Here is a 22,181-nt window from a genome sequence, read left to right as displayed (position 1 = left end):
AAACGCGCTCTGGATGGGCGAAAGCAAAGGAAACGGGGGAACAGAAAAGAAAAACGCACCATGACAGTGCACAGTGCGTTACATTTTTGCACCACCATTGAGGTGGCTGTTAGCGTTGGTGCATCAGGCGGGGAGCGAGTCCTCACGCACGCTGGCCGCCAGTTCTTCCCCGGCAAGCTGTAACTGATACATTTGCCAGTAACGCCCCTGAGCCGCAAGCAGCTGCTGATGTGTACCGCGCTCAACCGCCTGCCCACGATGAAGCACCAGAATGGTGTCTGCCTCAACGATAGTTGACAGTCGGTGAGCAATAACAACCAGCGTCGTGTGTTCGCGCACAGCAGCAAGTGCCTGTTGAATCGCCTGTTCAGTGCCGGAGTCGATGCTGGCAGTGGCTTCATCCAGGATTAACACCTGTGGCGTCGCCACCAGTACCCGCGCCAGGGCCAACAACTGCTTTTGTCCGACGGAGAGATTATTGCCCTGCTCGCCCAGACGCGTGTGGATCCCTTCGCTCATGCCCCGCGCCAGGTCTGCCAGCTGCACCGTTTCCAGCGCCTGCCAGACCTGCTCTTCGGAGATATCACGACCGAGCGTTACATTAGCCAGAAACGTATCGGCCATTACTACCGGGTCCTGTTGCACCATCGCTACGCCCTGGCGCAGCACGCTGTGGCTCAGCGTATTGAGCGGTCGCCCGTCCAGGCGAATCTCACCCTGAGTGAGTGGGTAATAGCCCATCAGCAGGCTGGCAAGGGTACTTTTACCACTTCCCGTGTGGCCTACCAGCGCGACAAAGCCGCGTGACGGTACGGAAAGGCTGACGTTTTGCAGTACCAGATTGTCGTCACGATAGGCAAACGACACATTCTCAACGTCAATCTGCCCGGACGTCAGCGGACGCGGATCCTGGCCATAGCGTTGGCGCGGCCCGTCCATCAGTTCAAACACGCGCTCGCCCGCCACGACCGCCTGTTGCATCATCGACTGCTGCGTGGTGAGTTCAATCAGCGGTTCATTCAGTCGCGCCAGATAGCTGATAAATGCGTAGAGCACCCCAACTTCAATTGTCCCCGCCGAGGTAAAGCTGAAGAGCATAAGCAAGCCACAAAGGATGAGCGCAGAAAACAGGCTCAGCAGTGGACGCAGCAAGAAGCCGTCTAAACGCAGCGTCTGCATTCGCGCCATATAGTGTGAGCGACTGGCCTCCCCCATTCGCTCCCCAAAACGCGCCTGCTGGCGAAACTGCTGGATGACACTCATGCCATTGATGACTTCGTTAAAACCGTCGTTGATATCCGCAAGATAAGCGCGCACCCGGCGCACAATCGGGGTGCTGTACCGCTGGTAGATAACCATTACCACCATCACCGCCGGGAAAATCAGGATAGCCACCAGCGCCATACGCCAGTCAAGGCTAAACATTGCCACCAGCATTGCACCAATCAACGCAGCGCTGCGCAAGACAGTCGCTACCACAGTGACATACAGGTCGCGAATAACCTCGGTATCGTTCGTCACGCGGGAAATCAGTTGCCCGACCGGTTGAACGTCGAATTCGCTCAACGGCTGGCGTAACGCGGCATCCATCACGTCAGTACGCAACTGTTGCACCACGCCTACCGCGGCACGGTTAAACAGCAGAGACTGCGCATAGTGGAGACTGGCGGCAAGAATTTGCAGCCCCAGGTAGGCGGCAATCAGGCCAGAGACTATCCCCAGCGGTAGTTGATTTTTCGCCACCATATTGTCGATAAAATAACTTATCAGCAGCGGACCGCTGACTTCCGCGGCTGCCGCGACCCATAGCATGATCACTGCAGCGCCAAGCGGTTTACGCCACGGTGAACCATAAGCTAACAGACGTTTGAGGGTCGGCCATAACTGCCCAAAACTACGCATTTGCCGTCACCTCGTCGTTTTCCGGTGCTTCATCCAGCGCCGCTTCCAACTGCTGATAGCGGTACATGTCGCGATACCAGCCCTTCTGCTGCACCAGAGCGTCGTGATCGCCGCGCTGAGCAATATGCCCATGCTGCATCACGATAATTTCACTCGCTTCGGTCAGCGCCGATAAGCGGTGCGCGCTGATGATCACCGTGCGCCCTTCCCCCCACTGGCGCAGGTTGTGCAGGATCTGATGCTCGGTGCGTCCGTCCACAGCGGAAAGTGCATCGTCGAGAATCAGGATTTCGGCGTTGAGCAGCAGCGCACGGGCAATGGAAATTCGCTGCTTCTGCCCACCGGAGAGCATCACGCCGCGCTCGCCAACTTCAGTTTCGTATCCCCGCGGCAGACGAAGAATATCCTCATGCACGCTGGCCAACCGCGCCACATGCTCAATGTCCTGCATGGTCGCGTTTGGACAGCCAAGCGCGATGTTATTGGCAACGGTATCCGAAAACAGGAACGGCGTCTGGCTGACGACGGCAAGCCGACTGCGCCAACTGTCCAGTTGCAGGCGCGTCAGAGGGATTTCATGAAACCGTATATCACCCTGAGTGACATCGAAATGGCGCTGTATCAGCGACAGTACCGTGCTTTTACCCGCGCCGGTCGGCCCGCAAATCCCCAGCATTTGACCGGGTTGCAGACGGAAATTCACGTTTTCCAGCGCCGGATGCGACGTCTGCGGGTAACTGAACTCACGAATGCCCACCGCCAGTTCACCACGCCCTTCCGGCACCGGTTCACTGCCGTCGTTGACCACCGGCGCCTCAGCAAGCATCGCGCGGATACGGCTATACGCAGCGCTACCACGCTCCACGATATTGAACATCCACGCCAGCGCTAACATCGGCCAAATCATCAGCCCGAGGTACATCATAAAGCTGGTCAGTTGACCCAGCGTCAGCGAGCCGTTGACCACCATCCAGCTACCGCCACCGATGGCTAAAAGATTCGCTGTGCCAATGGCGATATAAATCGTCGGGTCGAAACGGGCATCGATACGCGCCACGCGCATATTTTTCTTGCCGGTATCCTCCGCCTCGGCGGCAAACAGGGCGGACTGTCGGTCTTCCAGACCAAAGGCTTTGATCATACGAATACTGGTCATACTCTCCTGAGTACGATCGTTCAGGCTGGAGAACGCCGCCTGCGCCAGCTTGAAACGGTCATGCAGACGATCGCCGTAGCGTTTGATCATCAGCGCCATCACCGGCATTGGCAACAGTGCGAACAGGGTGAGCTGCCAACTGATCTGGGTAGACATCACAATCAGCACCGCACAGCCCATCACCAAAGAGTCGACCAGCGTCAGCACCCCCTCACCGGCAGCAAAGACCACGCGGTCAACATCATTGGTGGCGCGCGCCATTAAATCTCCGGTACGGTGGCGCAGATAAAATTCGGGATGCTGGCGGCTAAGTTGGCGGTAATAATCTTCACGCAACTCAACCGCCAGTTGGTAAGAGGCACCAAACAGCAATACGCGCCATACATATCGCAGCAAATAGACCACAACGGCAATCAGCGCGATGGTGCCAATCCACATCATTACCCGCTGAGGGGTAAAATGCTGAGTGGTCACGCCATCTACCACGATACCGACCACCTTTGGCGGGATCAGTTGAAGAATGGCAATGATAATAAGCAAGGCAACAGCGCCGAGGTAGCGACGCCACTCCCGACGAAAATACCAGCTTAATTGAGCAAATAATCGCACGCGTTACATCCTGACCAGGTTTTCCGGCGACTGTCGCCGGGAGGGTTATTCAACGGGTAAAGCAGTGGTGTACTTAATCTGTTCCATCGCAAAGCTCGACGTGACGTCGGACAGTCCTGGAACGCTGTTCACCAGACGTTTATAGAAGTCGTCATAGCGTTTCATGTCGGCCACCTGAACTCGCATCAGGTAATCATACTCCCCCGCCATGCGCCAGAACCCCAGAACTTCGGGCATTTCACTGACCTCGGTGACAAAGCGACTGTACCATTCACTACTGTGATGCTGCGTTTTGATAAGCACAAAGGCGGTTAACCCCAGCCCCAGTTTTTCGGCATCCAGCAGCGCTACTCTCCCGAGCAAGATGCCGTCATCTTCGAGCCGTTTAATGCGCTTCCAGCAGGGTGTGGTGGTCAGATTAACGGCATCCGCCAGCGCCTGCAAAGAGAGGGTGCAGTCCTGTTGCATCAGCGCGAGCAGCTTGCGGTCAATTTTATCTAACATACCGGCACCTCAGAGAATAATTTTCTCCTTAGATTCTATTTTAAAGGCTAAATGGCAACAATTTTTTCCGTGCTTTTCGCTACTCTTGGCACAAAATGACAAATGGATATTAATGATGAATAGCACCTGGGTTAAAAACGCCATCAATGAAATCAATGCTGATTACCAGCGTTCCGCCGACACGCATCTGATCCGTTTGTCGTTACTTGCCTTTCCCGGCATCCAGCTCTATCTGAAAGATGAGAGCACGCATCCTACCGGCAGCCTGAAGCATCGACTGGCTCGCTCGCTGTTCCTGTACGGCTTATGCAATGGCTGGATTAATGAAGGCACCACTATTATAGAATCTTCGTCCGGTTCCACGGCCGTTTCCGAAGCCTATTTTGCCCGGCTGCTGGGGCTGCCCTTTATTGCCGTGATGCCGTCATGTACGGCAAAGCGCAAAATTGAGCAGATTGAATTTTACGGCGGCCGCTGCCATTTTGTGGAAAGCGCCTGTGAAATTTATGCGGCGTCTGAACAACTGGCGCGTGAGCTAAACGGCCATTACATGGATCAGTTTACCTATGCCGAACGCGCTACCGACTGGCGCGGTAATAACAATATCGCTGACAGCATTTTCCGCCAGATGCAGTGTGAGCCCAACCCGGTACCAAAGCATATTGTGATGAGCGCAGGCACTGGCGGTACCTCCGCAACGATTGGGCGTTTCATCCGCTGTCAGGGTTACGACACCCGCCTGATGGTCGTGGATCCAGAAAACTCCGTTTTTCTCCCCTTCTGGCAGAACCGCGATGCCACATTGCGCAGCCCGGTTGGAAGCAAAATTGAAGGGATTGGTCGCCCCCGCGTGGAGCCGTCTTTTATTCCCGACGTGGTTGATGAAATGCTCTGCGTCCCCGACGCGGCAAGCGTGGCGACGGCGCACTGGCTGGAAGCACAGTTAGGCCGCAAAGTCGGCGCTTCCACCGGCACGAATATGTGGGGAATGCTGCAACTTGCCTGCAGAATGCGTAAGGCCGGAGAAACCGGTTCGCTGGTCACGCTGCTGTGTGACAGCGGTGAGCGTTATCTGGATACCTATTACAACCCTGAATGGGTAAGCGTTCATATCGGCGAGTTAGCACCGTGGAAAGAAGAGCTGATGCGGATGCTGAATCAGAGCTAAAAAAAAACGGGCATTGAAAAATATGCCCGTTTGCTGGAAGGGATCTCTCTATTCGGGGGAATAAGGTAGATGTGGATTGTCCAGCCAATGCGTCAAAAAGTGAGAAACCGCCTGATTGCGGCAGTGCCCAATCACCGGGAGATGTGGAAGTTCGGCTATCAGTTGCGGCATCGCGTTCCCCATAATCAGGCCATGTCCAACGCTGCCGAGCATTTCGCGGTCATTCATCGCGTCGCCAAACGCCATGCATTCAGCCATCGAAAGTCCCAGATGCTGACTCAACACTGCCAGCGCGGAACCTTTGTTACAGCCCACCGGCAGAATTTCAAGGCAATCAACGGCCGAGAAACACAGATGCGCCCGGCTACCTAATGTGTCTTCAAGCTCCGCTTTCAGGCGCGTAAGATCGTCATGATCGCCACAGAAGCAGACTTTGGTGACGCGATCGGCAGGAATACCTGTGATATCCACGATTTGATAGCGAAACCCGCTGTAGACGTGGGCATGGAGCATCTCTGGGATCTCTTGCCCGGTAAACCAACCGTTGTCATTGAAGACATGCATACTGGCACGAGTGTCCCAACGCCGGCTCAGCACAATTTCGGCGACAGCCGGGTCGAGATCCTGACGATGTAATACTTCGCCTTCCAGAGAATGGATGCGGGTGCCATTGCCGGTAATCAAAAATGCATCGAGGGAAAAGGTGCCAAGAATATGACGCATTTCCAGCACATGGCGACCGGTGGCAAACGTCAGCGTAATATCCCGCTCGCGCAGTCGCGCAAGGGTGGAGAGCGTTTCATCACCCATAAGGTGATTTGGCATTAACAGAGTGCCATCCATATCGAATGCAGCAAGACGAGCCATCTCTTTCTCCACAGTGTGACGGGAATAACTTGTGATTGAGTATCACCTGAGATATGCGGAAGTAATAGTGAATAGATAAACGAAATTGTTCCGGGTTTATATGCGGCTTCTTAACAGGCTTAATCAGTATCAGCGACTCTGGCAACCTTCCAGCGGGGAGCCACAAAGCGTTACCGTCGGCGAGCTGGCTGAGCGCTGCTTTTGCAGTGAGCGCCATATTCGCACGCTGCTCCGTCAGGCCCAGGACGCGGGATGGTTAATCTGGGAGGCGCAGTCCGGGCGCGGCAAACGAGGACGGCTCCGTTTTCTGGTGACGCCGGAATCGCTGCGTACCACCATGATGGAACAGGCGCTGCAAAAAGGACAACAGCAGAGCGTTCTGGAGCTGGCGCAGCTGGCACCGGGTGAACTACGCGCGATGCTACAGCCTTTTATGGGCGGTCAGTGGCAAAACGATACCCCCACGCTGCGTATTCCTTATTATCGTCCGCTTGATCCGCTCCATCCGGGCTTTCTTCCCGGTCGCGCAGAGCAGCATTTGGCTGGCCAGATTTTTTCCGGCCTGACGCGCTTCGACAGTCAGACACAACGTCCCTGCGGCGATCTCGCCCATCACTGGAGCACTTCCGCCGACGGTCTGCGCTGGGATTTCTACATTCGCTCCACCTTGTTCTGGCATAACGGAGACAGGGTTGAAACCACGCAGTTGCATAAACGGCTAATGATGCTCCTTGAACTCCCCGCGCTGAGCCGACTGTTCATTAGCGTGAAGGAAATAAACGTCACCCATCCCCAGTGCCTGACGTTTATTTTGCATCGCCCGGATTCCTGGTTAGCGCACCGACTGGCAAGTTATTGCAGCTACCTGGCACACCCGGAGCAACCACTCATTGGTACCGGGCCTTTTCGCCTGACACTGTTTACACCGGAACTGGTACGGTTGGAAAGTCATGAGCATTACCATCTCAGCCATCCGTTATTGAAAGCCATTGAATACTGGATCACACCCCAGCTTTTTGCCCAGGATCTGGGAACCAGTTGTCGTCATCCGGTACAGATTACTATTGGGAAACCGGAAGAGCTGGCGACGGTAACGCCTGTCAGCAGCGGCATTAGCCTTGGCTTTTGCTATTTAACGCTGAAAAAAAATGCCGCGCTAAGCCAGCAGCAGGCGCGGCGGCTGATCGATATTATTCATCGCTCCTCTCTGCTACAAACGCTGGACGTTGGAGAAAATTTAATTACCCCGAGTAATGCGATGTTGCCAGGTTGGTCTATCCCGGCATGGGAAAATCTGGAGGCGGTTAAGCTGCCGACTAAACTGACGCTGATTTATCATTTGCCCATCGAACTGCACGCTATGGCAGAACGTTTGCGCCTTGCGCTTGCCGATCAGGGCTGCGAGCTGACGCTGATTTTTCATCATGCGAAAAACTGGGATGGCTGTAGCCGGCTTAGCGATGCGGATCTGATGATGGGAGACAGGCTGATTGGTGAAGCGCCGGAATATACCCTTGAGCAATGGCTGCGTTACGATCTGCTCTGGTCACATGTTATGGATGCACCGGCGTATGCGCATCTACAAGCCACGCTGGATGCATTGCAACGCCATCCACAAGAAGCGCATCGGTATGCGGCGCTACAGCAGGTTTTCACTAATCTGATGAATGATGCCACGGTCACCCCGCTGTTTAATTACCACTACCGAATCAGCGCACCTCCCGGCGTGAACGGCGTGCGGCTGAATCCACTCGGCTGGTTTGAGTTCACCGAAGCCTGGCTTCCGCCGCCGAGTCCGTGAAGGAGCTGGTCGGCGCGCTGCCCAGACGCTAACATAGCGTTTTTGTCGATTTACGGAATAACCATGAAACGTGCCGTCGTAGTATTCAGTGGAGGCCAGGACTCCACCACCTGTCTGGCGCAGGCGCTGCATCATTATGATGAAGTGCATTGCGTGACCTTTGATTATGGTCAGCGTCATCGCGCTGAGATTGAGGTTGCACGGGATCTGGCCCTCAGACTGGGCGCACGTGCGCATAAAGTGTTGGACGTGACGCTACTGAGTGAACTGGCCGTCAGTAGCCTGACCCGTGACAGCATTCCGGTACCAGACTATGAACCCGATGCCGACGGCATTCCTAATACGTTTGTTCCCGGACGTAACATTCTGTTCCTGACGCTGGCGGCTATTTATGCTTACCAGGTCAAGGCGGAAGCGGTAATTACCGGCGTCTGCGAAACTGATTTTTCCGGTTACCCCGACTGTCGCGATGAGTTTGTAAAAGCGCTAAATCACGCCGTTAGTCTGGGTATGGCCAAAGATATCCGCTTTGAAACGCCGCTGATGTGGCTTGATAAAGCGGAAACCTGGGCGCTGGCCGACTACTGGGGCAAGCTGGATCTGATACGGGAAGAGACCCTGACCTGCTATAACGGCATTAAGGGCGATGGTTGTGGTCAATGTGCCGCCTGTCACCTGCGCGCTAACGGACTGAATCACTATCTGGCAAATAAACCGGCGGTGATGGCGGCAATGAAGCAAAAAACCGGATTGATGTAATCAGGTTGGTTTTGCCGGATGGCGGCGCGCACGCATTATCCGGCCTACCCATTCCATTTAGGCTGTAGGCCTGATAAGCGAAGCGCCATCAGGCAATTTCCACTACTTCACCATTTGTTCTAACTTTTCGCGTAATTCCCCTTCCAGCGCCAGCGCTTTCTGCGATTTTAAATCAATACAGACGAACGTGATCAGCGCATCAGCCACCACCTGCCCTTCCGGTTCAAGGGTGATAACCTGGCTTAAAATACCGCTTTTCCCGTTTAGCTGTTGAACCTGACTGGTGACGGTCAACACGTCGCTCAGTACGGCTGGGCGGCGATAGTTAATATTGATGTTCACCACCACAAAGGCGATGTTGCGGGCAACCATCCACTGAAAACTGTCACTGCTTTCCAGCCCGTCCCAACGCGCCTCCTCCAGGAACTCCAGATAACGAGCGTTATTCACATGCTGGTAGACATCAAGATGATAACCACGAACTTTGATTTGTGTTTGCATAGCGCAAGAACCTTACATTGTTTTTATTAGTCAGACTTAAGTGGAGAGATCAAAACTGGTATGACCTCTCCAAGTCTGGCAAATTTCTGCCACTGTGCAAGTTATTAAATTGTTAAAACCGAAAGATTACGCTCTACCAGCGAACTGCCCATTCCCGGCACCTGTTTAAGATCGTCCACCGTTTTAAACGGGCCATACTCCTCGCGATAACTGACTATCGCCTGGGCTTTTTTCAGGCCGACACCGTTCATTACCCGTGCGAGGTCTTCTGCTGAAGCGGTATTGATGTTGACTCTGGTGCCATCATCCTCTTTCGCTTGCGCCGGTGCAGTCGCTTTATGTTGCCCGGCGACGGGCGCTTCTGCTTTCGTCTCTACAGCCGCACTTTTTCCCGCAGGGGCCGTCGCCAGCGCGCTTTGGCTCATCCCTGCACAAGCTAACGTAAGGGTGATCATCAGCGCTTTGATTCCATGTTTCATACTGTTTTCTCCTTGTGTGTTAACAGTGGAATCACCATAGCGAGGAAGGAAAAAACCGACAAATGGCAAGTTTTAGAAATGGAAAAGGCCGCGAAAGCGGCCTTTATGCGTTACAACTTTTGTGCAATGAATTGCGAGGCGTCTCGACGATTACTGCTCCAGTGCGTCGCCCATTTCAATCTTCGCGGCTTTACGCAGGTTGCTCATCAGCGCTTCGAAGACAATCTGTGCATTGTTCTGGGTAATGCCCTGCACCATCGCTTTTTTCTGATCTTCCGGCATGGAACCCGCTTTCACATCGTCCAGCGCCAGCACAACCACATTGCCCTGCATATCGCTGGCAATGCCGTAGCTCGGCTTATCTTTTGCCGGCAGGCTCAGACCGAAGGCTGCCTGGCTCACAGGATCCTGACCTGAACGGCTCAGGGTTTTGGACTCGCCAAAACTCAGACCGAGCGCTTTCATCGCTTCCTGGCCTTTTCCGGCTTTCAACTCAACCAGCAGCTTTTCAGCATCCAGTTTTGCCTGCTGCTCCGCTTTGTTGTGTTTCACCTGTGCAGCAACCTGATCTTTCACTTCAGCCAGGGGCTTAACCGCTTCGGCTTTATGCTCGCTGATACGCAGCACAAACGCACGGTCGCCATCAACAGTGATGATATCGGAGTTTCTACCCGGTGTACCGTTTTCACCTAGCAGCGCGCCCTCAAAAATGGCGTCAGATATCGGTTTGAAATCCAGTTCCTTCGGCAGGCTGTCACGGCTAAACCAGTCGGTTTCTACTGCCTTCATTCCGGCTACCTGTTCTACACCCGCCAGAGATTCCGTATCGTTATTCGCGGCGTCACTGACCTTCTGCTGCAACGCAAAGTAGGCATCCAGCGCTTTTTCCTGTTTTACTTTTGCGGCGATGTCATCACGAGCTTCGCTCAGCGGCTTCACCTTCGCAGGCTGAACGTCGTCCAGGCGAGCAATGAGGAAACCCACGGATGATTTAATCACACCAGAAAGTTGACCTTTCTCTTTCAAACCGGCGTTTTTCAGTTCATCCGGCGTGGTAGCCTCTTCCAGCCAGCCCATATCACCGCCGTTACGCGCAGAGATAATGTCAGCAGATTTCTCTTTTGCCAGAGTGGCAAAATCGCCGCCTTTGTTCAGCGCCTCTAACACCGCTTCAGCTTCATCTTCCGTTTTAGTCTGGATGATGCTGTAACGGTTACGCTGCGGTTGAGTGAACTGATCCTGATGCTGGTCATAATAAGACTGGATGTCTGCATCACTGACTGGTTTTTGCATTGCCGCCGCGTCCAGCGCGATATAGCTGACGCGGAACTGCTCTGGCGTCATAAAGCTATTTTTATGCTGGTCGTAGTACGCGGTAATGTCCTGGTCGGTCACCTGCTGCTTTGCCGCCAGCGCATTGACATCAATAGTGGCTTCACGCACAACGCGCTGTTGTGACACCAGCGCCGCCAGTTCATCCGTCTCGCCTTTGAGCATGAATTCAGTACCAGCAACGGCGCTGATCAATTGCTGCGTGGTCAGCTGATTACGCAGCGCCTGAGCATACTGGTCAGGCGTCATTCGCATCTGGCCGATAATCGCGTTATAACGGCTGTTATCGAACTTACCGTCAACCTGGAAAGCAGGAGTCGAGAAGATGGCCTGTTTAACCTGCTCGTCGCTAATGCCCAGCTTGAGCTCATGCGCGTATTGATCGAGCAGCGCTTCGTCAATCAAACGATTCAGCGTCTGCTGGCGCAGGGTTTTCATATAGCCTTCATTTGCAGCGAGTTCAGAGAATTGTTCGCCCAGCTGTTGCTGCATGCGGTTACGTTCGCTGTTGAACGCATTCTCAAACTGCCCACGGCTGATTTCCTGGCCATTGATTTTTGCGGCGTAGTTCTTGCCTCCGCCAATCAGGTAACCACTCACGCCGGTCAAAATGAACGACACGATAATGATCCCGAAGATAATCTTGAGCACGAGACTGTTAGCAGCCGTGCGTAAGCTGTCCATCATAGTGTGACCACACTCCGCTGTAGGTGACTATACACGTTGTCCTCAAGATTGCTCGACGCAACCTGAACGATTTTGTGCATATAAACTTCACGCAGCATAGCGTTTCCTGAACGCTGCGCGGAAAGCGCCTATTGTGACAAGAAACAGGGGTGATTGTCAGCCCACAACCTGTAGAAAATCGGTTCAATAATAAAAAAAGGCACATCAATTGATGCGCCCTTGTACTACGTCCCATCCCCGGAGGGGAAGCACGCTTAGTTTACCGCGTCTTTCAGTGCTTTACCTGCACGGAAGCTCGGTACTTTTGCAGCGGCGATGGTGATCTCTTTGCCTGTCTGCGGGTTGCGACCAGTACGGGCAGCACGCTCTTTAACAGCAAAAGTACCAAAACCTACCAGCGCAACGTCATCCCCTTCTTTCAGAGATTCAGTAACAGAAGCAATAATAGCATCTAACGCACGGCCAGCCGCAGCCTTAGAGATATCAGCCCCTGCAGCAATTTTGTCAATCAGTTGAGATTTATTCACTCTTCTTTTCCTCATTATAATTTATATCGCACCGCAATCCTTCAAAGTGCGACCGCGCAGCAGTTATATCAGGCCTGCCATGCCCTTACAACACCCCTTAATGGTGGCAGACCCGATCCGACATCTAAATTAGCCATACAAAAAAAGGCTGGCAAGTACGAAATGGCCTGCCAGCCCTGTTTTTATTAGTGGTCTTTGCGCGAGGTCACTATTTTGCGGTCACAACCTGCATTCCTGACGGCTCATTTTGCAAAGCGAGGGTCAAAACCTCTTCAATACGTTTCACCGGATGAATGTCCAGATCGGCAATCACGTTATCCGGAATCTCTTCCAGGTCACGTTTATTTTCATCAGGAATTAAGACCGTTTTGATACCGCCACGGTGTGCGGCCAGCAGTTTTTCTTTCAAACCACCGATCGGCAGCACCTGACCACGCAGGGTAATTTCACCCGTCATCGCCACATCGGCGCGAACCGGGTTACCGGTCAGGCAAGAAACCAGCGCAGTACACATGGCTATACCGGCGCTCGGACCGTCTTTTGGCGTCGCCCCTTCCGGTACGTGAACGTGAATGTCGCGTTTCTCGTAAAAATCGGGATTAATACCCAGTTTTTCCGCGCGCGCGCGCACCACGGTCAGCGCAGCCTGAATAGACTCCTGCATCACTTCACCGAGAGACCCGGTATAGGTCAACTTGCCTTTACCCGGTACACAGGCGGTTTCGATGGTCAGCAGGTCGCCGCCCACTTCTGTCCACGCCAGACCGGTAACCTGACCTACGCGATTCTCGTTATCCGCGCGACCATAGTCAAAGCGCTGTACGCCGAGGTAGTCATGCAGGTTTTCACCATTAATGACAATGTGTTTCAGCGATTTATCCAGCAGCAACTGCTTCACCGCTTTACGGCAAAGTTTGGAGATTTCACGCTCCAGACTACGCACGCCCGCCTCACGGGTGTAATAACGGATAATCCCGATAATGGCGCTATCGTCGACCGTTAACTCGCCTTTTTTCAGCGCGTTACGTTCGATCTGCTTCGGCAGCAGATGGCGTTTCGCGATGTTCAGTTTCTCATCTTCGGTATAGCCAGACAGGCGAATCACTTCCATACGATCCAGCAGCGGTGCCGGAATGTTCATGGAGTTGGACGTCGCAACAAACATCACGTCGCTGAGATCGTAGTCCACTTCCAGATAGTGATCGCTGAAGGCCACGTTCTGCTCAGGATCCAGCACTTCAAGCAGGGCTGACGCCGGATCGCCACGCATGTCAGAAGACATTTTGTCGATCTCATCGAGCAGGAACAGTGGGTTTTTTACGCCCACTTTCGCCATTTTTTGAATCAGTTTACCCGGCATAGAGCCGATGTACGTCCGGCGGTGACCGCGAATTTCCGCTTCATCACGTACGCCGCCAAGCGCCATACGGATGTACTTACGCCCGGTCGCTTTGGCGATGGACTGACCCAGAGATGTTTTACCCACCCCCGGCGGCCCTACCAGACACAGGATCGGTCCCTTGATTTTGTTAACACGGCTTTGTACCGCGAGATACTCAAGGATACGGTCTTTCACGCGCTCCAGACCATAGTGGTCGGTGTCGAGGATTTCCTGCGCCTGACGCAGATCTTTTTTGACCTTGCTCCGCGCATTCCACGGTACCTGCACCATCCAGTCGATGTAGCCGCGCACCACCGTCGCTTCCGCCGACATTGGAGACATCATTTTCAGCTTCTGCAATTCTGCTTCCGCTTTCTCTTTTGCCTCTTTCGGCATTTTCGCCGCGTCGATCTTACGCTTCAGCGCTTCGTTTTCGTCCGGTGCGTCGTCCATCTCCCCGAGTTCTTTCTGAATCGCTTTCATTTGCTCATTCAGATAGTACTCACGCTGGGATTTCTCCATCTGCTTTTTCACGCGGTTGCGAATGCGTTTCTCAACCTGCAGCAGATCGATTTCTGATTCCATCATCGCCATCAGATATTCCAGACGCTCATTCACGTCTGACATCTCAAGCACGGACTGTTTGTCCGCCAGCTTCAGCGGCATGTGCGCGGCGATGGTGTCCGCCAGACGTGCAGGGTCGTCGATGCTATTGAGCGACGTCAGCACTTCCGGTGGGATTTTTTTGTTCAGCTTGATATAGCCTTCAAACTGGCTGATCGCGGTACGCACGAGCACTTCCTGCTCGCGTTCGTCAATCGCTGGCGAATCAAGGTATTCCGCTTTAGCAGAAAAATGTTCGCCGTTATCAGACAGCGCTGAAATGCGCGCACGCTGTAACCCCTCAACCAGCACCTTAACGGTGCCATCAGGCAGCTTCAGCATTTGTAGAATAGAGGCCACGGTCCCGACGGTGAAAAGATCGTTTACACCCGGCTCATCCGTTGATGCTTCTTTCTGGGCGACCAGCATGATTTTTTTATCATGGTCCATAGCCGCTTCCAGACAACGGATAGATTTTTCCCGCCCTACGAATAAGGGTATGACCATGTGCGGATAAACCACCACATCGCGCAACGGCAATACGGGGATTTCAATGCGTTCAGAACGCTCAGGATTCATAGAGCTCTCTCTTAGTTTAGTGTCCGCCTGGTAACAGACTGCGCGACTGTGCTTCACGCAACCTTTAACATGTATGTCAGTATATGGGGATGTTTCCCACACATTCAACGCCATGTTTACGGAAAAATAAAAGGGGGGATAAAATCCCCCCTTTTTGATTAACCAGTTGTATATTTTGGCTAATTATTCGCCAGACGCCTGTTGCGCTTCCGGCTTACCGTAAATCAGCAGCGGCTTGGTTTGACCGTTAATCACCGACTCATCAATGACCACTTTCTCGACGTCTTCCATGGAAGGCAGATCGTACATGGTATCAAGCAGAGCGGCTTCAACGATGGAACGCAGACCACGAGCACCGGTTTTACGCGCCATCGCTTTCTTGGCGATCGCATCCAGCGCTTCGTCGCGGAACTCAAGATCCACCCCTTCGAGGTTAAACAGCGCCTGATACTGTTTGGTCAGTGCGTTTTTCGGCTCTTTAAGGATCTGAATCAGCGCTTCTTCGCTGAGTTCGTTCAGCGTCGCCACTACCGGCAAACGACCGATAAACTCAGGGATCAAACCAAATTTGATCAGATCTTCAGGTTCAACCTGCGACAGCAGTTCGCCTTCGCTGGCTTTGTCAGATTTCGCTTTCACCGTCGCGCCAAAACCAATGCCAGAGCCGGTTTCAACACGATTCGCAATCACTTTGTCCAGACCGGCAAAAGCACCACCACAGATAAACAGGATCTTGGAGGTATCCACCTGCAAGAACTCCTGCTGCGGATGCTTACGTCCACCCTGCGGCGGAACGGCAGCCACGGTCCCTTCGATCAGTTTCAGCAGTGCCTGCTGAACGCCTTCACCGGAAACGTCACGGGTAATGGACGGATTGTCCGATTTACGGGAAATCTTGTCGATTTCGTCGATATAGACAATGCCACGCTGCGCTTTCTGAACATCGTAATCGCATTTTTGCAGCAATTTCTGAATGATGTTCTCGACGTCTTCACCCACGTAACCTGCTTCGGTCAGCGTGGTGGCATCTGCCATGGTGAACGGAACATCCAGCAGGCGCGCCAGCGTTTCTGCCAGTAACGTTTTACCGGAACCAGTCGGGCCAATCAGCAGAATGTTACTCTTGCCTAACTCGACGCCGTTGCTGGTATCGCCGTTACGCAGACGTTTGTAGTGGTTATAAACCGCAACCGCCAGCACTTTCTTCGCCTGTTCCTGACCAATGACGTAATCGCCAAGGTGGTTACGAATTTCGTGTGGCGTCGGCAACGCACTGCGTTCACGGTGCGGTGCCACTTCTTTTATCTCTTCGCGGATGATGTCGTTACATAAATCGACACATTCGTCGCAGATATACACGGATGGGCCGGCAATGAGCTTACGCACTTCATGCTGGCTTTTGCCGCAAAAAGAGCAGTACAACAGTTTGCCCGAGCCATCTTTGCGTTTATCTGTCATGAGTAAAAACCTCTTCTTTGTTCTTTGTGCCGCACATGACGACGCAATATGCCATTCTCAGGCGCAACTCGCTTATCGCGTTGTGCCGCCCCTGGTAAGTATAGCGGCACACTTACGCCCTGGGCATCAATTACGATGAGTCAAAATCGAGTCGACTAAGCCGTACTCTACTGCCTCGGAGGCAGAGAGGAAGCGATCGCGCTCTGTATCACGCTCAATCTGCTCAAGAGATTGACCCGTATGATGCGCCATAAGTTCATTCATGCGTCCTTTCACCTTCAGGATTTCACGGGCATGAATTTCAATATCCGTTGCCTGGCCCTGATAACCGCCCAGAGGCTGGTGGATCATGACGCGGGAGTTTGGCAGGCAAAAACGTTTACCTTTTGCCCCGGCAGTCAACAAGAATGCTCCCATCGAGGCCGCCTGGCCCATACAGATGGTGCTGACGTCTGGCTTGATAAACTGCATGGTGTCATAAATAGACATACCCGCCGTAATCACCCCGCCAGGGGAGTTGATGTAGAGATAGATATCTTTTTCTGGGTTTTCCGCTTCCAGGAACAGCATCTGCGCCACGATCAGGTTAGCCATCTGGTCTTCGACCTGGCCGGTCAGAAAAATAACACGTTCCTTAAGAAGACGAGAAAAAATATCAAAAGAGCGCTCACCACGTGAGGTCTGTTCAATGACCATCGGCACCAGCGCCATATGGGGTGCAAAATTATCTCGTTCGCCGCTGTATGACATTTCCGTCTCCTGGATAAAAAATGATAAAACCTGCTGTACCGATTGTAACCTTCTGGACGGATTATCAGCTAGTCCCTCTGTTATGGGTACGGCATCGCCATAATTCAAGCATAACAATCTTTTGCTTTAACGCTAACAACGAAAAACGCTTTTTCGTACTCTTCCCGGTAAAAGCCATGACAAAAAAAACCGCTGGTACGAAACTCAGCGGTTTTTTTTGTCGGATGGCTATGCAAGCGTCTTATCCGACCTACAGAATCAACGTAGTGTGCCAATCCCGTAGGCCTGATAAGCGCAGCGCCATCAGGCGTGCACAGAACAGAGATTACGCCTGCTGGTTCATCAGTTCGTTGAAAGTAGTGGCTTTTTCAGTCACTTTCGCTTTCGCCAGAACCGCTTCAACAGCCTGTTCTTCCAGAGCGACGTTACGCATGTTGTCCATCAGCTCTTTATTTTTGCTGTAGAACTCGATCACTTCTTTCGGATCTTCGTACGCAGACGCCATCTCTTCGATCAGGCCTTTCACGCGCTCTTCGTCAGCTTTCAGCTCGTTGGTGCGAATGACTTCGCCCAGCAGCAGGCCAACCACGACGCGGCGTTTAGCTTGTTCTTCGAACAGTTCACGCGGCAGTTCGAAAGCTTGTTTCTCGTTGCCACCGAAACGCTGAGCAGCCTGACGACGCAGAACGTCGATTTCGCTGTCGATCAGTGCCGCTGGAACGTCGATGTCGTTAGCTTTCACCAGACCTTCGATCGCCTGAGATTTCACACGGTTACGCACAGCGCCTTTCAGCTCGCGCTCCATGTTTTTACGTACTTCGGTACGCAGACCGGCAACGGAACCATCTTCAACGCCGAAACGTTTGATGAATTCTTCAGTCAGTTCCGGCAGTTCGCGCTCTTCAACTTTCTTCAGATTGATGACGAACTTCGCCGCTTTACCTTTCAGGTTTTCAGCGTGGTAATCTTCCGGGAAGGTCACGTCGATGGTGAATTCTTCACCCGCTTTGTGGCCTTTGATACCGTCTTCAAAGCCTGGGATCATACGACCCTGGCCCATCGCCAGTACGAAATCAGACGCTTTGCCGCCTTCGAACTCTTCGCCGTCAACAGAGCCGGTGAAGTCTACGGTTACGCGGTCTTCTGCATCAGCAGCGCCGTCTTTGTCTTTCCAGGTCGCCTGCTGCTTACGCAGGGTATCCAGCATCACATCAACGTCAGCGTCGGTCACTTCAACAACCGGTTTTTCAACTTCGATTGCTTCCAGGCCAGTCAGTTCGACTTCCGGATAAACTTCAAACTCTACGGCGTAGGTGAAGTCTTCACCCAGCTTGTATTCGCCCGGAACGTAGTTCGGCGCACCCGCTGGATTGATTTTTTCTTTGATGATCGCGTCAACGAAGTTACGGCTCATCAGGTCACCCAGCACATCCTGGCGAACCGACGCGCCATAACGCTGAGCAACAACATTCATCGGTACTTTGCCTTTACGGAAGCCGTCAATACGTACTTTCTTCGCTACGTTGACCAGCTCGCTTTTAACAGCGGTCTCGATGCTGTCAGCAGCGATTGTAATCGTTACACGGCGGCCAAGGCCTTGAGTGGTTTCAACTGAAACTTGCATCTTGTTACCTCAAAAAATCACAGTGCTCGGTCAACTCTACTCCGCAAGCACAGATTATTAGCTTCGCGGAACCGGGATGTTCTCATACTTAATCACATTCCCTGTCGTCAGAATCATCCCGAAGACATTCAAATAAGACGCGGCATTATAGCGGCATCACTTTTACGAGTCGAGGACGGTGAATGCGCGTTGCTGCGGCTTTTTTCACAATTCCCGGCTAATTTTGGTCTGAAAACGATCGTTTTAGTTCAATATTCAGACAAAACAAAACGGCCCGCAGGCCGTTTTTACTTAATCGTTAGCAACATACTGGAAAAGCGCCAACGGTTGCAAATGCGTTTTTATGCAATACTCCCCGCTCCACGACAAGGGGGCGACGCAAAAATCGTATCCTGAAGCCCTTCCCACTCCTTAATGGTGTAGGTATGCAGCGCCAGCGCATGGACAGTTGTTGCGAATTCCGCCGTTAATGTTCCATAAATCATCCGGTGACGATTTAAAAAACGTTCTCCTGTGAAACGATCGCTCACCAGTACCACTTTAAAATGGCTTTCAGAACCTGCCGGAACATTGTGACGATAGCTTTCATCCACAACTTCGAGGAACACGGGTTGGAACGCCGCCCTTAATTTTTCTTCTATTTGCTCACGTATCATCATGAAATATCTCCTCAAACGACGCTGAGATGTCAACCATCACTTTAAATACTAGCCGCTTTTACCGTTTACATTACAGCATTACAACAAAAATTTAGCCTTCGTCTGATTTTCACTTATAAAGGGATAAAGTTTACTGTTTTATACGTTTACTGCGTTGCGAAAAGCCCGACTTTGTTCTCTGCCAGGTTATAAAAGGGACAACGCGATGAATTTACATGCGTTACCTACTTCCCCTCGTCGTTGGCAATGTTATGATGGCGAGAATTTTTTTCTATCCACCAGTTTTAGAGTCACTGAGAGTCCAAGAATGTTAAAAAAAATCCTCTTCCCTTTAGTCGCGATGTTTATGCTGGCAGGATGCGCAACACCACCGACAACCATTGATGTGTCGCCTAAGATTACGCTGCCGCAACAGGATCCAAGCCTGATGGGCGTGACCGTTAGCATCAACGGCGCCGACCAGCGTCCGGATCAGGCTCTGGCCAAAGTCACCCGCGAAAATCAACTGGTGACGTTGACCGCCTCCCGCGATCTGCGCTTCCTGCTCCAGGAAGTGCTGGAAAAACAGATGACCGCACGCGGTTACATGGTTGGCCCGAACGGTGCCGTAAACCTGCAGATTATCGTGAATCAGCTGTACGCCGATGTCTCTCAGGGTAACGTCCGTTATAACATCGCCACTAAAGCGGATATCGCCATCATCGCCACTGCGGCGAACGGCAACAAGATGACCAAAAACTACCGCGCGAGCTACTCTGTTGAAGGCGCATTCACTGCGACCAACAAAAATATCGCCAACGCGGTTGACAGCGTTCTGACTGATACCATCGCTGATATGTCTCAGGACACCAGCGTTCATGATTTCATCAAGCAAAACGCCCGCTAATACAGCCCCCTGACCCGGCGTAAAGCCGGGTCAACTTTATATGCCCATGTCCAGTCACTATTTACGCATTTTTCAGCAACCGAAATCAGCCATTTTGCTGATGTTGGGTTTCGCCTCTGGTTTACCGCTCGCACTCACCTCCGGAACGTTGCAGGCCTGGATGACCGTTGAGAATATCGATCTCAAAACCATCGGTTTCTTTTCACTGGTCGGTCAGGCTTACGTCTTTAAGTTTCTCTGGTCCCCGGTCATGGACCGCTATACGCCACCTTTTTTAGGTCGTCGTCGCGGCTGGCTGTTGACCACCCAGGTTCTGCTGCTTGCCTCTATCGCCGCCATGGGCTTTCTTGAGCCCGGAACCCAGTTGCGCTGGATGGCAGCATTAGCGGTGGTGATCGCCTTTTGCTCTGCCTCGCAGGATATCGTCTTTGATGCGTGGAAAACGGATGTCTTAGCCGCTGAAGAACGCGGGGCAGGTGCGGCTATTAGTGTACTTGGTTACCGCCTTGGAATGCTGGTTTCCGGTGGGCTGGCGCTCTGGATGGCCGATCGCTGGCTCGGCTGGCAGGGAATGTACTGGCTGATGGCGGCGCTGCTGATTCCCTGCATCATCTCAACCCTGCTCGCGCCGGAGCCAACCGACACCATTCCGGTTCCTAAGACGCTGGAACAGGCCGTCGCCGCCCCGTTGCGCGATTTCTTTAGTCGCAACAACGCCTGGCTGATTTTGCTGCTCATCATCCTTTATAAGCTGGGTGATGCTTTTGCTATGAGTCTGACGACCACCTTTTTGATTCGCGGTGTTGGGTTTGATGCGGGAGAAGTCGGGGTCGTCAATAAAACGTTAGGGTTGTTGGCAACCATCGTGGGCGCGCTGTACGGTGGGGTGTTGATGCAGAGGCTAACGCTTTTCCGTGCGCTGATGATCTTCGGTATTCTGCAGGGCGTGTCCAATGCGGGATACTGGCTGCTTTCAATAACCGATAAAAATATGATTAGCATGGCCACGGCCGTGTTTTTCGAAAACCTGTGTGGCGGAATGGGGACCTCAGCCTTTGTCGCGCTGCTGATGACGCTGTGTAATAAATCGTTTTCCGCGACCCAGTTCGCACTGTTATCAGCTCTCTCTGCGGTAGGACGGGTTTACGTTGGCCCGGTGGCGGGCTGGTTTGTGGAAGCGCACGGCTGGCCGACCTTCTATCTTTTCTCCGTGGTGGCAGCGGTACCAGGCCTGCTTCTGCTGCTGATATGCCGACAAACGCTGGAATATACTCAGAAGAACGATAGCTTCCTGCCGCGAACCGAGTTTCGTACCGCCTATCGGTTGGCATTAAATGTCCTGATGGTGGGCTGCGGACTGCTGGCGGTCTGGCTACTGCTGTTATCGATGAACGCCTTAGACTACACCCATTTTTCCTTCCTGCCAGGACTCCTTGAAGTGGCGGTGGGCGTTGCCGTTTGCGGTATCGTATTGGGTGGGTTCCTCGACTATCTGGCACTGCGTAAAGCCCGACTGGTGTAAGTCCGCAACAATATTTAGCCGTTGTAATCACTGCCTGAAATTATATCGGCTAAATATTCGTCAGAGAGAAAAAATAATATTTGTTATTTTGTGCGCCTTACGAATTGGAAATTATTGGCGCTTTTAATAGTATTAATTTTCCTAACACGATTCAGCAAAGTGTTATTTATTTTTTGTCACTCAATTGTCTTTATATTGATAATTAATTGTTAACCATTTGTTTTATTTTAGCATTGGTTATACCAATTGCCCTCAGCCTCTCCCCTCCGCTCCCGCTTTCGTTATAACGTGATTTTGCAACAGGTTCTAAATGACAGGTCGACATATCTTGCAACATGTGTGACATGGTCGGCAGAACCCAGTAACACAGATCCAATGATGTTTACAGTAATGTAACCTTCCCGTAAAATGCCCCCACACTTTAAAC

The 22,181-nt window shown here is 52.5% G+C and carries 18 protein-coding genes; 5 read left to right on the top strand and 13 right to left on the bottom strand.

Translation table 11 applies throughout. The features are described 5' to 3' along the window. Positions 1-123 precede the first annotated feature (123 nt). The 3 genes from HVY19_RS05550 to HVY19_RS05540 are packed head-to-tail and all read right to left on the bottom strand — an operon-like array spanning position 124 to position 4,171. A complete protein-coding gene (locus tag HVY19_RS05550; protein WP_181683361.1) occupies positions 124-1,902 on the bottom strand; it encodes a SmdB family multidrug efflux ABC transporter permease/ATP-binding protein in 1,779 nt (592 codons plus the stop codon). Then, on the bottom strand, positions 1,895-3,667 hold the full coding sequence (locus tag HVY19_RS05545; RefSeq protein ID WP_181683360.1) for a SmdA family multidrug ABC transporter permease/ATP-binding protein: 1,773 nt from the start codon (positions 3,665-3,667) through the stop codon (positions 1,895-1,897). Before HVY19_RS05545 ends, HVY19_RS05550 begins: the two co-directional genes overlap by 8 nt. 45 nt (positions 3,668-3,712) lie before the next feature. Next, positions 3,713-4,171 carry an Lrp/AsnC family transcriptional regulator gene (locus HVY19_RS05540; RefSeq protein WP_181683359.1) on the bottom strand — a complete coding sequence of 153 codons (459 nt, stop codon included), beginning with the start codon at positions 4,169-4,171 and terminating at the stop codon, positions 3,713-3,715. A 112-nt stretch (positions 4,172-4,283) separates the two neighbouring features. On the opposite strand from HVY19_RS05540, the gene HVY19_RS05535 reads away from it, so the two are divergent. After that, complete coding sequence (locus tag HVY19_RS05535) at positions 4,284-5,339, top strand: PLP-dependent cysteine synthase family protein (protein ID WP_220132937.1); 1,056 nt, start codon at positions 4,284-4,286, stop codon at positions 5,337-5,339. A 48-nt stretch (positions 5,340-5,387) separates the two neighbouring features. Here HVY19_RS05535 and cof read toward each other — a convergent pair whose 3' ends face one another. After that, the gene (gene cof / locus HVY19_RS05530) at positions 5,388-6,206 is read right to left on the bottom strand and encodes an HMP-PP phosphatase (RefSeq protein WP_181683358.1); all 819 of its coding nucleotides are present in this window, start codon (positions 6,204-6,206) and stop codon (positions 5,388-5,390) included. A gap of 100 nt (positions 6,207-6,306) precedes the next feature. On the opposite strand from cof, the gene HVY19_RS05525 reads away from it, so the two are divergent. Further along, positions 6,307-8,007, top strand: a complete 1,701-nt coding sequence (locus tag HVY19_RS05525; RefSeq protein ID WP_181683357.1) for an SgrR family transcriptional regulator — start codon at positions 6,307-6,309, stop codon at positions 8,005-8,007. A gap of 63 nt (positions 8,008-8,070) precedes the next feature. Next, a complete protein-coding gene (gene queC / locus HVY19_RS05520; protein WP_181683356.1) occupies positions 8,071-8,766 on the top strand; it encodes a 7-cyano-7-deazaguanine synthase QueC in 696 nt (231 codons plus the stop codon). A 102-nt stretch (positions 8,767-8,868) separates the two neighbouring features. On the opposite strand, the gene fadM is transcribed toward queC, so the two are convergent. From fadM to bolA, 9 genes are all read right to left on the bottom strand, one after another. After that, positions 8,869-9,267: a long-chain acyl-CoA thioesterase FadM gene (gene fadM / locus HVY19_RS05515; RefSeq protein ID WP_181683355.1), complete on the bottom strand. Its 399-nt coding sequence runs from the start codon at positions 9,265-9,267 to the stop codon at positions 8,869-8,871. Positions 9,268-9,371: 104 nt separating this feature from the next. Next, positions 9,372-9,746, bottom strand: a complete 375-nt coding sequence (locus tag HVY19_RS05510; protein ID WP_181683354.1) for a helix-hairpin-helix domain-containing protein — start codon at positions 9,744-9,746, stop codon at positions 9,372-9,374. 150 nt (positions 9,747-9,896) lie between these two features. Further along, positions 9,897-11,765, bottom strand: a complete 1,869-nt coding sequence (ppiD, locus tag HVY19_RS05505; RefSeq protein ID WP_181683353.1) for a peptidylprolyl isomerase — start codon at positions 11,763-11,765, stop codon at positions 9,897-9,899. Between the two features lie 254 nt (positions 11,766-12,019). Next, positions 12,020-12,292: a nucleoid-associated protein HU-beta gene (gene hupB, locus HVY19_RS05500; RefSeq protein ID WP_001043542.1), complete on the bottom strand. Its 273-nt coding sequence runs from the start codon at positions 12,290-12,292 to the stop codon at positions 12,020-12,022. A 208-nt stretch (positions 12,293-12,500) separates the two neighbouring features. Further along, positions 12,501-14,855 carry an endopeptidase La gene (gene lon / locus HVY19_RS05495; protein WP_181683352.1) on the bottom strand — a complete coding sequence of 785 codons (2,355 nt, stop codon included), beginning with the start codon at positions 14,853-14,855 and terminating at the stop codon, positions 12,501-12,503. A 183-nt stretch (positions 14,856-15,038) separates the two neighbouring features. After that, complete coding sequence (gene clpX, locus HVY19_RS05490) at positions 15,039-16,313, bottom strand: ATP-dependent protease ATP-binding subunit ClpX (protein WP_181683351.1); 1,275 nt, start codon at positions 16,311-16,313, stop codon at positions 15,039-15,041. 126 nt (positions 16,314-16,439) lie between these two features. Next, positions 16,440-17,063: an ATP-dependent Clp endopeptidase proteolytic subunit ClpP gene (gene clpP / locus HVY19_RS05485; protein ID WP_181683350.1), complete on the bottom strand. Its 624-nt coding sequence runs from the start codon at positions 17,061-17,063 to the stop codon at positions 16,440-16,442. Between the two features lie 325 nt (positions 17,064-17,388). Then, positions 17,389-18,687 carry a trigger factor gene (gene tig / locus HVY19_RS05480; protein WP_181683349.1) on the bottom strand — a complete coding sequence of 433 codons (1,299 nt, stop codon included), beginning with the start codon at positions 18,685-18,687 and terminating at the stop codon, positions 17,389-17,391. Between the two features lie 341 nt (positions 18,688-19,028). Then, complete coding sequence (gene bolA, locus HVY19_RS05475) at positions 19,029-19,346, bottom strand: transcriptional regulator BolA (RefSeq protein ID WP_181683348.1); 318 nt, start codon at positions 19,344-19,346, stop codon at positions 19,029-19,031. A gap of 307 nt (positions 19,347-19,653) precedes the next feature. Between bolA and HVY19_RS05470 the strand changes: the two genes are divergently transcribed. Both HVY19_RS05470 and ampG read left to right on the top strand, forming a co-directional pair. Further along, positions 19,654-20,232, top strand: coding sequence for a lipoprotein (locus HVY19_RS05470; RefSeq protein WP_181683347.1), 579 nt, complete (start codon positions 19,654-19,656; stop codon positions 20,230-20,232). Positions 20,233-20,278: 46 nt separating this feature from the next. Continuing rightward, positions 20,279-21,754 (top strand): muropeptide MFS transporter AmpG, encoded by a 1,476-nt coding sequence (gene ampG, locus HVY19_RS05465; RefSeq protein WP_181684220.1) that lies wholly within the window; start codon positions 20,279-20,281, stop codon positions 21,752-21,754. The last annotated feature ends 427 nt before the right edge of the window (positions 21,755-22,181 follow it).

Source organism: Citrobacter sp. RHB25-C09 (assembly GCF_013836145.1).
Classification (GTDB): Bacteria; Pseudomonadota; Gammaproteobacteria; order Enterobacterales; family Enterobacteriaceae; genus Citrobacter_A.
This window is presented reverse-complemented; position numbering and strand designations above follow the sequence as displayed.